This window comes from Frondihabitans cladoniiphilus, assembly GCF_039544345.1.
GTDB classification, from domain to species: domain Bacteria; phylum Actinomycetota; class Actinomycetes; order Actinomycetales; family Microbacteriaceae; genus Frondihabitans; species Frondihabitans cladoniiphilus.
Genome location: NZ_BAABLM010000003.1, coordinates 258367 through 271882, shown reverse-complemented (window position 1 = coordinate 271882; position 13516 = coordinate 258367). Strand labels below are relative to the sequence as shown.

The window sequence follows — 13516 nt, the reverse complement described above, 5'->3', positions numbered from 1 at the left end:
TAAGAGGGTCGGGCTCTCGAGAACCGCGGATCAGACGGTCTCGGGGGTCCTCCGGGTCGCCGCGGGAGAGCTCGACTGGACCCGGCGGAGATCACGTCGCGAGTCGCGACGGAGCGAGACGAGGACGGCGATGCCGATGCCGATCACGAAGCCGACTGCGCCGCCGATGACCGCCATGGTCTTCGGGGACTTCGACGACGGGCTCGTCGGCAGCGAGGCGGCCTGGGTCACGGACAGCGGCGTCGTGACACCGGAGGATCCGGACTGAAGCGACTGTTGCTGGGCGATGTCCTGGCTGAGCTGGGTGGCGACGGCGTCGGCGAGGGGGCTCGTCGACGGGAGGTTCGCCAACTGGGCCGTCAACGTGTTGATCGGGCCCTGGAGGGCCGAGGCCTGAGCGGTGAGCTGTCCGGAGATGGTGGCTCGGGTCTGGGCCGCATAGGAGTCGACGACGGCCTTGGTGAGGTCCTGTGCATCCCGCGCCGTCTTCGCCGTCGACGAGACAAGGAACTCGCTGGCGCTGGAACCGGGCAGTACCTCGATGTCGCTCCGAAGGCGTGTGGCCGTGAGGCCCACCTTCTTCGCGGCGGGGTCGATGACGGAGTCGGACTGGACCAGCGTCATCTGAGCGGCGACCTGGATCACAAGCGAGGCGGAGTCGGGGACGTACGCAGAGGCGTCGCCGTAGCGGAGGCTCGACGGGTCCCACAGCAGGACCGAGGTGCTCGTGTACTTCGTCGTGGCGGATCGGGCGCCGAGGAAGCCGATGGTCGTGCCGAGGCCGGTCAGAACGACCACCAGGACGATGAGCAGGACACGAAAGCGGTTACCTTCTCGCACGTGCGGGGACTCCTTATTACAGTTTCGGGAAGGTCGAAGTGTGACACATTCCCATGTCTGGGACGATTCGCCGAAGGCACAGTTCGCGATCGGAGGTTACGATCGCCGCGTCGTCCGTCGAAATCGGACAGGGTGATCTTTTTCGAAACGGGCTACTGATGGCCCCCGAACGGGTGGTTTCCCGCCTTTTCTGGGATTCTCTCAGAATCGGCTTGACCCAGCATCCCTCGCCAGATAATTTTCGAGGACGCGATAACCGTCGCGTTGCACGAGGCGAGCGACGATGCTCACTGTCTGTTCGTCTTGCGTCCCGATCGACCCGAAACCGATCGCTGGGCAGTTCTCCCGACGTGCCGGCCGTCCGTCGCCTTCCATACGTGTGTGTCCATCGTTTCCCGAGCAATGGCGGACCCATGTCAAATGCCCTGTACAAAGTGTCTTCGAATTCCGTTTCGGAGAGCCCCGGATCAAGCGTCAACGCGCCGATCGAACTGCCGGTCGCGCACAACCCCCGAAGCTGGGTCGCCAGCTACCGACTGCGGGTCATCATCACCGACGTGGTCCTGATCGGTGTCGCGGTCGGCGCCCCCCTGATCCTCCTCAAGCTCTGGGACGCCCAGCACGCCCGCGTCCCGTTCCTCGCCGTGGCGTCCCTCCTCTGGGTGATCGCGCTGGCCGTCTTCGACAGCCGCAGCAGCCGTGCCCTCGGAACCGGCACCACCGAGTACAAGATGGTCATCGACGCGACGCTCGTCGGTCTGGGCGCCGCGGCCGTCGTCGCCTTCCTCTTCGGCACGACCATCCGCCGCGTCGACATCCTCCCCTCCGTGCCCCTCGGGCTCGTCCTCCTGCTCCTCGGCCGGTGGGGCTGGCGCCAGTGGCTGCGCAAGAAGCGCGCTTCCGGTCACTACCTGAACAAGGCCGTCCTGGTGGGATCCGCGACCACTGTCGCCCACACGCGGTCGCAGCTCGACCGCCACCCCGACTCGGGCTACAAGGTCGTGGACGCCCTGATCCCGACGCACGACGGTGACGAGCACCCCGAGTTCTTCGAACGGCTGGTTAAGTCACTCGTCGTCAACGACGGCGACACCGTCATGCTGACGAGCTCCGACGCTCTCACGCCGGAGCGGATCCGCGGTCTGGCCTGGGATCTCGAACGCCACGACTACCGGCTCGTCATCACGCCGAGCCTCACCGACGTCGCCGAGTCGCGCATCCAGACGCAGCCCGTCGCCGGCCTGCCCCTGATCCACATCCTGTCGCCGAACTACTCGGGCCCGCAGCGGGTCGTGAAGCGCTTCTCCGACATCGTCGGCTCGGGCGTCATCCTGCTGCTCACGTCGCCGATCCTGCTGGTCGTCGCCCTTCTGGTCCGGGTCACGAGCGTCGGCCCGATCTTCTACCTGCAGGAGCGCATCGGTCAGGACGACCGTCCGTTCCACATCCTGAAGTTCCGTTCGATGCAGGTGGACGCCGACTCCCGTCTGGCCGAACTGCTGAGCAAGCAGGGCACCGACGGCAAGCCCCTCTTCAAGATCCAGTCGGACCCGCGTCTCACGCCCGTCGGCGCCGTCCTCCGTCGTTTCTCCCTTGACGAGCTGCCGCAGCTCATCAACGTCCTCAAGGGCGACATGAGCCTGGTCGGCCCGCGTCCCCAACGACCCGCCGAGGTCGCTCTGTACGACAGCGCCGCTCAGCGCCGCCTCAAGGTGCGCCCTGGCATGACCGGTCTCTGGCAGGTCAGCGGCCGCTCGCGACTCACCTGGGAAGAGGCGCTCCGCCTCGACCTGTACTACATCGAGAACTGGACCCTTCTGGTCGACGTCATCATCATGTGGCGCACGTTCCGGGCCGTGGTCGGTTCCGACGGGGCGTACTGAGGCCTGTGTCGTTCGTCGAGTCGGAGGTGCCGGCGGCCGCGCTCGTGGCCGAGCGTGAGTCGTTCCTGGCCACGCACCAGAAGAAGGTCCTGTTCGGCATCAAGTCGTCCAACCTCGGCCTGATCACCCTCTACCAGTTTCTGCTGATCTTCGTGCTGACTCGCACGGTCGGTGCCGACATCTACCCGGTCGTCGTGCTCCTGTCGTCGATCGGCAACTACATCATCGGCACGGACCTCGGGTTCTCCGGCTTCGTCTACGCGCACGTCCGCGAACGCTTCATCCGCAAGGGCGTCGCGGACACCGACGGCTTCGTCAACTCGTCGATCAACCTGTACCTCCTCATCCCCGCGGCCGCCCTGCTCGTCGCCGCGTTCGTCATCCCCCTGACCCTGCAGTTCTCGACGGTGCTCCTGGCGGGCCTGGTGATCTACTTCGCGTCGATCATCTTCTCGCTGCCGTGGCAGATGGTGCGCTCGATCATGATGGCGATCGACGGGTTCATGCTGATGGAGACCCTCGAGTTCTTCCGACGCCTCGTCCTCGTCCTCCTGGTCTTCGCGATGCTGGTCGGCCTGCCCTTCGTCGGCTTCGCCATCGCCTGCGTCGCCGTCTGGGTCGTGGCGTTCACGGCTGCGTTCATCGCCCTGCGCCGTCGGGGGATCGACCTCCACCCGGTCGCGCTCCCCGTCGTCGGCCGCTTCGCTCGCGACAACCGCGGCAAGGTGGCGCGGACCGCCTCCTTCGCGGGCATGGAGTTCGTGCTCTACAACTTCCCGTACCTGCTGATCCCGGCGCTTGCGCTGGGCGGGCACACGCTCGTCTTCTACGACCTCTTCTACAAGGTCACGCGCTTCGCCGGGGTCGCCTTCAACGTGCCCATCGAGACCCTCCTCCCCGGAATGACCCGGGCCTGGCACGAAGGCGACAAGGGCCAGGTGAAGAAGATCCGGCGGCAAATGATGCTCCTCTGCCTCCCGATCTTCCTGTTCGCGGCCGTGCTGCTCCTCTTCTTCGGCAAGCCGTTCTTCCATCTCCTCCTGCACGACTTCCCCATCGCGGGCAGCGGGCTGGTGTGGGGCATGGTCGCCATGATGGGCCTGATTCTGGTCCAGGCCACGACGGGCGGATTCCTCGTCGGAGTCGGCCAGTACTCCACTCTCGTCCGGGTCGGTTTCGCGGCCCTGGCACTCGCCGTCATCATCGCCCTGGCCGGCTTCCTGCTCCACCTCGGACCGGGCACCCTTCTCGTCATGTATCTGGTCGGCTACGCCGCCTATGCCTGGCTCTACCGCAACGCGTTCAGCCGACTGCTGAGAAGAACGGCATGAACCCCGCAGCCGGAGTCGTCATTCCGGCCTACAACGTCGAGTCCTACATCGGGGACGCGTTGGAGAGCGTCCTCGCTCAGGACTTCCAGGACTGGGAGTGCATCGTCGTCGACGACGGCTCCACCGACGCCACCGCGAACATCGTCGCGGCGTTCACCGACCCCCGTATCCGCCTGATCCGCCAGGACAACGCCGGCGTGTCCGCGGCCCGGAACACGGGCATCGACGAGAGCCGGGCGGATGCACTGCTTCTCCTCGACGGAGACGACATGCTGCACCCGACCGCGCTCGGGCGCCTGCACGCGGCACTGATCGCCGCCCCCGAGGCCGTACTCGTGTTCGGGACGACCATGCGAGTGGACCCCGACGGCGCGGTCCAGCCCGGGCAGAGCCCTCCGTCACAGCACTCCTTCGTCTCGGGCGATGTGCTTCCGCAGATGCTCACGCACGACCGGGTGTTCTGGAACGGCGGGCAGATCCTTGCTCGCAGGGCGGTGCTCCGTCGTTCGGGCGGTTACCGGGAGGGGATGACTCTCAGTGAGGACTGGGAGTTCTTCTGCCGGCTGTCGGCGCTCGGGCCCTGTGTCTTCATCGGCCCGCAGGAGGAGATCCTCCGCCATCGGGTCCGTCCGGGCAGTACGGCTCCTCGCCTCAGCCTCGATTTCGCCAACCACGTGCCGGCCATCGACGTCGTCTTCTCCAACCCCGAGCTCCGCGACCGGTTCACCCCGCGCGAGTGGAAGCGGATGAAGAACGAGGTGCTGGCGATCCATCGCTTCGAGACCGGCCGTCAGCACTTCGCCCAGCGGCACTTCGGCGACGCGCGGAAGCACATGCTCACGGCGCTCGTGCAGGCCCCGAACCGCCGACGCACGGTGCTCTTCGGGCTGGCGGGCCTCAGTCTCGTCTTGCGGCGGCCGCTGCGGGGCGTGCCGGCGTTCCACTCGTCGGAGCCGACGGACGACTAGACCTCACTCAGGAGGGGGTCGGCTCGTATCGGACGAGGTCCATTCCGGTGAAGTGCCAGACACCGCTCTCGATGAATCCCTTCGTCGCGACGAGTCGTGTCGTGCTCGCCTCCACATCGAATTTCGGGTTGGTCAGAGTCACCAACCAGACGCTTCCCGCCCCGGAGACCTTTGGAAGCGACGCGGTGAGGGACGCCTGCTCGGTCCAGAGGGCGCCGCTGCCAGGAATGGCGGTGATGTCGTCCATGCCTGCGAATGCGCTGGGGTAGCCGTCGGCGATCATCCGGAGTGACGCAGTCTCCCCCTCGATCGATGGGCCGTAGAGGATGACTTCTGCAGCCGTCGAGGATTCGGACTGTCGCTGCCGAGAGAGAGTTGCGGCGACGGCCTGCCAATTCGAAGCGTCCTTGGCGCCCTCCGTGCGCTGCGCGAGATAGGTCGGGACCGACAGGCCCAGCACCACGACCAGGGCGATGGGCGTGAGGAATCGGAATCGGATGGGGACGGCCGCTAAGGCGGCCGAGGTGAGGATCGCCACTGCGGGGGCCGAGAAGGTGACGTATCGCGACACGTAAAGCGGGGTGTGAACCAAGGAGACGACCAGAAGAGCGATGGCCGGCAAGAAGATGGCGGGGATGAGGAGTGCCAAGATCGTCCCTCCCTCTCCCCTGCGCCTGCGGACGAGAACGACGGCTCCTGCCAGCAGGAGAAGCCAGCCGACGACAGCCGCCTCGCCGTTCTCGGTGAACCACTGCCCCTCGAAGAAGTTGTAGACGGTCGAAGCCCCGGGTCGCGCGATCCATGAGATCTGGCCCGTCTGCTTGGAGGCCAGCAGCACGAGCGGCGCGACGAGAAGGATCGACAGGAGGGAGGCTCCCGCGAACCGGCGAAGATCTCGCGCGGGCAATGACGGGGCGGCTGCGCGGCGGTCCATCCAGAGGATCAAAAGAACGGTCACGACCTGGGAGGCCAGGAGGAGGATCGAGTAGACGAAGACGTAACCCGAGACGACCGTGACGATCGCGAAGAGCGCCCATACGGGCATAGTCCGTACTCCTCGCCGCGCGCGATCCAGAGCGACGACGAGAACAAGTGTCGACCCGGCGGCGAGCGCTGCCGTGAACGCATAGGAGCGGCCCTCAGTGCCCATCCACGTGACTCGGGGCAGCGCGAGGAAGACGATTCCGGCGATCGGTCCGGCGAAGCGAGCCAGCGGACGGTCTGCGCCGTGGGTGCGACCGAGCAGGCGATCGGCCAAGAGGACGACGAGCATCGTGGCCACCCCGGTCGCGATCGAGCTCGGGAGTCTCAAGCTGAGCGGCGAGACCGGGACGACGAGGAACCAAAGGTGCATGATGGCGTAGTAGACGGCACTCACAGCGTCGACGCTGCGGATCTCGTGGAAGAAACTGCCCCAGGACCGAGTGGCGGAAACGATGGTCGCCGCTTCGTCGAACCAGAGCGACGGCACCCACGAGAAAAAGAAGGTCACCACAGCAGCAACGATCCCGATAGCGACCGCAACCGCTCCGGTCCGGCGACGAGGAAGGTCGGTGGGGACCGCGGTCGGCTGCGGCATCTTCACGCTGGCAGCGGCCTGTGGAAGCGTCATAGCTGATCTTTACACACGTTCGGAGCTGGCCACAGGGATGGTTCGATTTCAGCGGACCATTCGATTTGGGGTGCAGACGCTCATCGGAATGGCCGGGGGACTCCGAGTAGGAGAAGATTCCTCTATGGACGTCTCAGTCATCATTCCGTGCCTCAACGGTGCCGCCACATTGGACCGTCAGCTGGCTGCCCTTCGGGCGCAGACGACCGACGCCACGTTCGAGGTCGTGGTGTCCGACAACGGGTCCACCGACGGCTCGGCTGACCTGGCTCGGAAGTGGGCGGACGGGACCTTCATCGTTCGGGTGGTCGACGCGTCGTCCGTCAAAGGCATCAACCATTCGAGGAACGTCGGCATCGCAGGGAGCGAATCCGAACTGCTTCTGTTCTGCGATGTCGACGACCGAGTCCACCCGGGGTGGATCCAAGGGTTCTGGCTCGCCTACAAGGCAGGAGCCCGACTGGTCGGCGGATCCGTAAGCCGCGTATTTGCCGACGGCTCGCCCGCGTTGGCTCTCGAGACCGGCCTCAACAACGACCTTCTGTTCCTGCCCTGGGCCACCGGTGCCAACTGCGGCGTGGCACGCGAGGTCGTAGCCGAGTGTGGTCCGTTCGACGAGAGCTTCCGGGGAGGAGGGGACGAGACCGAGTTCTTCTGGCGAGCTCAATTGGCGGGTTTCCCCCTGACCTACGTGTCAGACGCTGAAGTCGACTACGTGCAGCGAGCCGAGACCAAATCCCTGTTCCGCCAACAGCACCTGTACGGCCGCTCCCACGCCAAGCTCTATTCCCTGTTCCGAGACGCAGGCATGCCACGTCCCCGACGGATGTCGTCCGTGCGGGGAGTAGCCAGCGGAACGGCCCGTATCGTACTGGGGACGGTCGCGGCTGGTCGCGGGCACGAGTTGCGGCAGCACGGTCTGCGTCAGCTCGGGCAGATGACCGGCAGGATCGCCGGCTCTTGGGCCCACCGTGTGTGGTACGTCTGAGCGACGGGACGAGTCCGCACCTCAAAAGGACTTGCCCGGCGAGCCTCAGCGTCGTCGGAGAAGCACGGCGACGCGCAGGACCTGCTGCAGGTCCTGTCGGAACCGACGCCACACGATCGCGATCAGACCGACGGCGATGGCCATGGCCAGGAAGCCGATGACGATCCGGAGCAAGTGCGCCTGCTCCGGCAGCCACATCGTCGCCACCACGGAGAGACCGGCCGCGACCGCATATCCGAGAATGGCCCGGAGAGGATTGGCCAGCATCTTTCGAGGGGCGGCTTCGGGCACGTCGCGGAACCACCACAGGCCGAAGAGCCAGGAGAAGAGCTGGGCGATCGTGTAAGCCCAAGCGACCCCGAAAACGCCGTCGACGAGTCCGCCGATGATGATCATGACGATGGCGATCGGGCGGTTGATGAGGGAAAACCTGAGGTTGGAGGCGGTGAGCCCCTTGCTGAGGAATACCCAGTACGTCGCGTACCCACTGACATGGAAGACGCCGGCCAGAGCGAGGATCTGGAAGATTGGGCTCACGCCCGACCACTGGGGGCCGAGAGCCAGAGCGATCAACGGGTACGCCTGTGCGCCGCCGAATGCGAAGGCCGCTATGACGACGTGCACCAGGACGGACTGGCCGGCCAGAAGATAATTCTGATACTTCTTCGGTTCGTCGTTCAGGCGGGACAGAACAGGGAGGGCCACCCGAGTCGCTGGAGCGTTGATCTGATTGAGCGGCAAGGTCAGGAGTTGGAACGCTCTGTTGTAGAGCCCCACGTCGGTCGGTCCCATCCGGCTTCCGATGACTATGGAATCGACGTTCTGGCTGAAGTAGTTGAGGATCTGCGACCCCATGAGGCTGAATCCGAAGTGGAGGAACGATCGGACGGACGCACGACGGTCAGGCAGCCCAGGCTGCCAAGAAGACCGAACGATGTAGATCCCCAGTGTCGTCAGAGCCATGATCAGCTGCTGTGCTACCAGCGCCCAGACGCCGAACGAAAGCAACGCCAGGACGATCGCAGCGATGAGCCCCACGAGTTGGCCGGCGACGTCTCCGCCGGCCAGAAGGGTGAACTTGAGATCTCGGTTGAACTGCGCCCGGTATTGCGTGCTCACGCCGTTGATGACGAACAGGAGCGACAGAACCTGAGTCAGGGGAGTCAACTGGTCGCTGTGAAACAGGTCCGAGATCGGGCCGGCGAGGAAGAAGACGACGGCACCGATGAGTGTGCCGAAGCCCGTGTTGATCCAGAAGAGGTTGTTGGTCTGCCCGCGGCTCAGGTTCTTGGCTTGGATCGCGGCCGACGACAGGCCGAAGTCGCGGATCACGTCGCCCACACCCACGACGGCCAGGATCGATGCCAGGAGGCCGAATTGGAGTGGTGTCAACAGCCGTGACAGCACCAGCAGCCCACCGAACTGCACGAGGATCTTGGCCAGCTGGCCGGCAAGTGTGACGCCGGCGCCCCGAGCGGCAGAGGAGGCCAGAGTGGGAGGAGCCGGGGTTCCAGACGATGTCGCCATGGGCGGCAGTCCTTCCAGGGCGGGTTCGGCACGTCAAAACGTGTGATGTGACATCGGGCTGCTCGAATTTTGTCACACGCGAGACTCCGTCAGAAATCGACGAGTCCGTCCATCCCAACACAAACCGAAGAACCCCCTGCCGCAAGGCAGGGGGTTCCGTCGTAGAGAGGCGAAGCGCGAGACCTAGCGGCCGCGCCCGCCGGCACCGCCGCCGCGCTTGGGAGCGCCACCGACGAGCGAACCGACCTTCAGCGAACCGGGACGGCCGCCACCGGAGGAGGCACGACGGGGGCCGCCGGAGCGACGGTCGTCGCCCTGGCCCTGCGACGCGGCGAAGTCGGCCTGGTCGTTGCGGGTGGCGTTGGTACGGCTCGAGCCACCGTCGCTCTGGGCGCGGCGGTTGGGGGTGCGCTCGCCGCCACGAGGGGAGTCGTCGCGCGCACCACGGTCGTCACGAGCAGGCGCAGCAGCGCCGCGGCCGGACTCGGTCGAGTAGAAGGGAGCGCTGCCGCCGGCACGAGGAGCACGGGCTCCGTCGCGCGAACCGCCGCCGTTGCCGCCACGACCGCGGCCGTTGCCGGCGCCGTCACGCGAGGGGCGGGACGTGGATCCCCCGTTCTGGCCACGGCCCTCGGCCGAAGCGCCGGCCGCTGCCGGACGACGACGGTCGCCGCGAGCGATCGGGGTGCCGTCGGAGGTCTGACGGGCGGCGCGCTTGCGCTGGGCGTTGGCTCCCTGCGAACGGCCGTTGCCGCCCTGGTGCTGCTCGGCGCGCTCCGACTTCGGGGCGGGCTTCACGTACGCGGCGACCTCGCCGACGAGCTTGTTGACCTCGGGGGAGTCGGGCTTGACGGCGGTGACGGTCGCGGTGATCGCGGCCTTCTTCATCATTGCGGCGACGTCGCGACGCTGGCTCGGGATCACGAGGGTGACCACGTCGCCCTCGGCCCCGGCGCGAGCCGTACGTCCGGAGCGGTGCAGGTACGCCTTGTGCTCGGTCGGCGGGTCGACGTGGATGACGAGCTCGATGTCGTCGACGTGCACACCACGGGCGGCGACGTCGGTGGCGACGAGGACGCGAGCGGTTCCGTCCTGGAACGCGGCGAGGTTGCGGTCGCGCTGCGGCTGCGACAGGTTGCCGTGCAGGTCGACGGCGGGGATGCCGTTCTCGGTGAGCTGCTTCGCGAGCTTCTTGGCGTGGTGCTTGGTGCGCATGAAGAGGATGCGGCGGCCCTTGCCCGAAGCGAGCTTCTCGATCAGGGCCTTCTTGGTCTCGACCGACTCGGTCTCGAACACGTGGTGGGTCATCTTGGCGACGGGCGAGTTGGCCTCGTCGACCGAGTGCAGCACCTCGTTGTGGAGGAAGCGCTTGACCAGCTTGTCCACACCGTTGTCGAGCGTGGCGCTGAAGAGCAGACGCTGCCCGTTCTCGGGGGTGGCGGTGAGGATGCGCGTCACACCGGGCAGGAAGCCCAGGTCGGCCATGTGGTCGGCCTCGTCGAGCACGGTGATCTCGATCGCGTCGAGCTTGATGAAGCCCTGCTTCATGAGGTCCTCGAGGCGGCCGGGGCAGGCGATGACGATGTCGACGCCGGACTTGAGGGCCTGGACCTGACGGTTCTGCGAGACGCCGCCGAAGATGGTGGTGGTGTTCATGCCGTAGGCCGCGGCCATCGGCGCGAGGACGGCGTCGATCTGCGTGGCGAGCTCACGGGTCGGGGCGAGCACCAGGCCGAGGGGACGGCCCGGGCGACGCTTGCCGCCGGCGAGCTTGCCACCGAGGCGGGCGGCCATCGGGATGGAGAAGGCCAGGGTCTTGCCCGAGCCGGTCTTGCCGCGGCCGAGGACGTCGCGCCCGCCGAGGGTGTCGGGGAGCGTGTCGATCTGGATCGGGAACGCAGTGGTCTTGCCGTCGGCGGCGAGCGCCTTGACGATGGGGGCCGGGACGCCGAGCGACGCGAAGGTGGGGGCGTCGGTCTCGGTGGCGTCGACCGTGTCGTCCGAAACGGTGGGGGTGAGGGTGTCTGTCATGGGGTGGTGCCTTTCCGGCATCGGGTTTCGAGCCCCATGGGTCTACGCCTGGGTGGCCGCCCTGTGTGCAGGACGATCAGCGACGCAGCTGGACTCGAGATGTGGCGACGGAGCAGTGGTGCTCGATCGTTTCGCCGCAGAGTGTGCTTCGCGTTCCCTCGGTCTGTCACACACTTTTTGACGGTGGCACCGAGGGGAGGTGAGGGGCGTACTACGACGCAGGGAGCCGATCGGGTCGACTCGCAAGTACCCCCAGCCTACAGCACGGGGCGTTTCGCGCCAGTGGGGGTCGGAGACGGGGCCAGCAGCGCTCAGTGCTGGCCGGAGTAGCGCTCGCCGACGGGGATCTCGACCGCGACCGTGTTGCCGGGCTGAGCCAGGGGGCAGGCCCAGGCGGGGTCGTACGCACAGCTCGGGTTGTACGCGAAGTTGAAGTCGAGGAGGAGGGAACCGGGCTTGTCGCCCTGCCCGAGGTCGGCTCCCTTCACCGTGTCGAGCAGGTAGCGCCCGCCGCCGTAGGTGCCGCCGGGACGCCCGGCGAGGGCATCCTTCACGGGGACGAACAGGCCGCCCCCGTACGAAGCCAGCCGCCACACGTCGAGCTTGCCGACACCCGGCACGTCGACGAGGCCGATGCGGTCGAACGGGACGTCGCCGTCCGTGCCGGTGGGCACCGTCATCCGGTAGGCCTCGGCCTCTTCCACCTCGAGCTCGAACCGCCAGGCCGGGTCGTACGGGGTCGTCGGAAGACCGGTGAAGCCGGGGCGGTCCTCCGGCAACAGCGGCGTCGACGGGTGGTGCGCGAACAGGTCGTCGCGGCGGCGGCGCCAGAGGTCGTGAGCGGCCACGACGTCGGACGCCTCGCGCACCGCGCGGTACGTGTCGTGGATGGTGCGCCGCCACGACGCGACGTCGAGGGCGCTGCGGGCGGCGGGTGGGATGCTCGGGGTGTCGGTCACGCGCTCACGCTACTCCGGGCATCCCACGCTCTCGGGGGTTCTCGCGAGCCTGCGCGTTCGGGCGGGTGCGGGTGAGGGTGCGGCAGTGGTTGCCCCGTCGAATCGGCGCAACCCCGTCTGCGGAACGGGGGGTGCGTGCCGATTCGGCGGGGGTGGCGTGCCGGTTCGAGGGGCGCGCGCCGGTTCGGCGGGGGTGGGGCCGACGACAGCAGGCCCTAACCGGACAGCGGGCCACGGGTCCCAGCGAGCCGCGAGTTCTAGCGAGCGCGCGCCGAATCGCGCTGCCACGACGGGGCGAGCTGCCGCATCCGCCGACCACGCCACTGCCATACCAGCCACAGCCCCGGCCAGAGCAGCGGGGTGAGGGCGCCGGCGTGGAACTCGATGCGGTCGCGCAGAAGCGACTCCTCGCCGAGGGCGCCGGGGGCGGTGGGAGCCACGGAGATCGCCATGCGGTGCCGGATCGTCATCTTCGCGAAGGCGCCGTCGATGCCCTCGCCGGTGTCTTCCTGGATGCGGGCGGCGGCCACCTCGTAGAAGCGCAGGTGCACGTGCGTGCGGCCAAGCGAGAACAGCCCGAGGATGCGCGCGCTCACCTCGCGAGGAGTGGTGTCCCAGCGGCGGGGGAACCCCTCCGGCTCCTCCGAGCGGTACACCAGGAGGGGGCGGGTGACAGCGACCATCACCTGGGGGTTGGCGAGGGCATCCACCGCCACCTCGGGGGAACACTCGAGAGTGAGCTTCAGCTGCACATGCATTGCTCCAGTGTGCGCTCACCTACCCTGGAGAAGTGAGTTCTCCCGACGGCGAGGCGCAGCAGCGCCGCTACCAGGTCCGCTTCGACTGGGGCGAGACCGGCGCTCGCCGCATCGCGTCGGGAGCGCACGTCGTCGTGGTCGCCGACGAACTCGACGGGCACGGGCAGGCGAGCGCCGCGCAACTGGCCGCCGCCGTCGCCGAGGCGTCGGGCCCCGCCGCAGCCGTGTTCTCGGTGACGGAAGCGTGTGCGGACGACGCGGCCGCGCGCATCCTCGCCCTCCAAGCTTCTCTCGGTGATCGGGCCGTGGTGGCGATCGTCGCGGCCGGGTCGCTGGACGACGACGGATTCCGCGCCCCCGTCGAAGACCTGCTCGCCGCCGGCGCCGTGGTCGACGCGCTCGCGACGCAGGGGATCGACTTCGCGTCTCCCGAGGCGGCAGCGGCCTGCGCGGCCTTCGTCGGCCTCCGTCGGGCGACCGCGCACCTCTCGACATCGACCGTGTCGGCTGCCCACGCCTGGCCGGCGGGCGGAAACGGGGATGCACGGGCCCAGCGGGACGCGCATCCGGCGGTCGTCTCGGTCCTGCGCGAGTACGCGGGCGGTCTGCTCGGCTGAGC

At 67.5% G+C, this 13516-nt stretch carries 11 protein-coding genes; 5 read left to right on the top strand and 6 right to left on the bottom strand.

What is annotated here, in order from left to right:
- Positions 1–30 precede the first annotated feature (30 nt).
- On the bottom strand, positions 31–840 hold the full coding sequence (locus ABEA39_RS09450) for a GumC domain-containing protein (RefSeq protein WP_345375598.1): 810 nt from the start codon (positions 838–840) through the stop codon (positions 31–33).
- A gap of 434 nt (positions 841–1274) precedes the next feature.
- Here ABEA39_RS09450 and ABEA39_RS09445 point away from each other — a divergent pair, with 434 nt between their 5' ends.
- The 3 genes from ABEA39_RS09445 to ABEA39_RS09435 are packed head-to-tail and all read left to right on the top strand — an operon-like array spanning position 1275 to position 5022.
- The gene (locus tag ABEA39_RS09445) at positions 1275–2723 is read left to right on the top strand and encodes a sugar transferase (protein WP_345375597.1); all 1449 of its coding nucleotides are present in this window, start codon (positions 1275–1277) and stop codon (positions 2721–2723) included.
- A gap of 5 nt (positions 2724–2728) precedes the next feature.
- Positions 2729–4054, top strand: a complete 1326-nt coding sequence (locus ABEA39_RS09440; RefSeq protein WP_345375596.1) for an MATE family efflux transporter — start codon at positions 2729–2731, stop codon at positions 4052–4054.
- Positions 4051–5022 carry a glycosyltransferase family 2 protein gene (locus tag ABEA39_RS09435; protein WP_345375595.1) on the top strand — a complete coding sequence of 324 codons (972 nt, stop codon included), beginning with the start codon at positions 4051–4053 and terminating at the stop codon, positions 5020–5022. The genes ABEA39_RS09440 and ABEA39_RS09435 overlap by 4 nt, the downstream gene beginning before the upstream one ends.
- 7 nt (positions 5023–5029) lie before the next feature.
- On the opposite strand, the gene ABEA39_RS09430 is transcribed toward ABEA39_RS09435, so the two are convergent.
- Positions 5030–6634 carry a glycosyltransferase family 39 protein gene (locus tag ABEA39_RS09430; protein ID WP_345375594.1) on the bottom strand — a complete coding sequence of 535 codons (1605 nt, stop codon included), beginning with the start codon at positions 6632–6634 and terminating at the stop codon, positions 5030–5032.
- Positions 6635–6704: 70 nt separating this feature from the next.
- Between ABEA39_RS09430 and ABEA39_RS09425 the strand changes: the two genes are divergently transcribed.
- Positions 6705–7622: a glycosyltransferase family 2 protein gene (locus ABEA39_RS09425; RefSeq protein ID WP_345375593.1), complete on the top strand. Its 918-nt coding sequence runs from the start codon at positions 6705–6707 to the stop codon at positions 7620–7622.
- Positions 7623–7667: 45 nt separating this feature from the next.
- Here ABEA39_RS09425 and ABEA39_RS09420 read toward each other — a convergent pair whose 3' ends face one another.
- From ABEA39_RS09420 to ABEA39_RS09405, 4 genes are all read right to left on the bottom strand, one after another.
- Positions 7668–9149 carry a lipopolysaccharide biosynthesis protein gene (locus tag ABEA39_RS09420; protein ID WP_345375592.1) on the bottom strand — a complete coding sequence of 494 codons (1482 nt, stop codon included), beginning with the start codon at positions 9147–9149 and terminating at the stop codon, positions 7668–7670.
- 183 nt (positions 9150–9332) lie between these two features.
- On the bottom strand, positions 9333–11180 hold the full coding sequence (locus tag ABEA39_RS09415; RefSeq protein WP_345375591.1) for a DEAD/DEAH box helicase: 1848 nt from the start codon (positions 11178–11180) through the stop codon (positions 9333–9335).
- A gap of 311 nt (positions 11181–11491) precedes the next feature.
- Positions 11492–12139, bottom strand: a complete 648-nt coding sequence (locus ABEA39_RS09410; RefSeq protein WP_345375590.1) for a DUF1684 domain-containing protein — start codon at positions 12137–12139, stop codon at positions 11492–11494.
- A 257-nt stretch (positions 12140–12396) separates the two neighbouring features.
- On the bottom strand, positions 12397–12897 hold the full coding sequence (locus tag ABEA39_RS09405; protein ID WP_345375589.1) for a hypothetical protein: 501 nt from the start codon (positions 12895–12897) through the stop codon (positions 12397–12399).
- A 32-nt stretch (positions 12898–12929) separates the two neighbouring features.
- On the opposite strand from ABEA39_RS09405, the gene ABEA39_RS09400 reads away from it, so the two are divergent.
- Positions 12930–13514 carry a hypothetical protein gene (locus tag ABEA39_RS09400; RefSeq protein ID WP_345375588.1) on the top strand — a complete coding sequence of 195 codons (585 nt, stop codon included), beginning with the start codon at positions 12930–12932 and terminating at the stop codon, positions 13512–13514.
- The last annotated feature ends 2 nt before the right edge of the window (positions 13515–13516 follow it).

Bases quoted from the DNA above. Each gene is read 5' to 3' on its own strand.
- ABEA39_RS09435 (WP_345375595.1), top strand. From the start codon at position 4,051: ATGAACCCCGCAGCCGGAGTCGTCATTCCGGCCTACAACGTCGAGTCC.
- ABEA39_RS09415 (WP_345375591.1), bottom strand. From the start codon at position 11,180: ATGACAGACACCCTCACCCCCACCGTTTCGGACGACACGGTCGACGCC.
- ABEA39_RS09430 (WP_345375594.1), bottom strand. From the start codon at position 6,634: ATGACGCTTCCACAGGCCGCTGCCAGCGTGAAGATGCCGCAGCCGACC.
- ABEA39_RS09420 (WP_345375592.1), bottom strand. From the start codon at position 9,149: ATGGCGACATCGTCTGGAACCCCGGCTCCTCCCACTCTGGCCTCCTCT.
- ABEA39_RS09405 (WP_345375589.1), bottom strand. From the start codon at position 12,897: ATGCATGTGCAGCTGAAGCTCACTCTCGAGTGTTCCCCCGAGGTGGCG.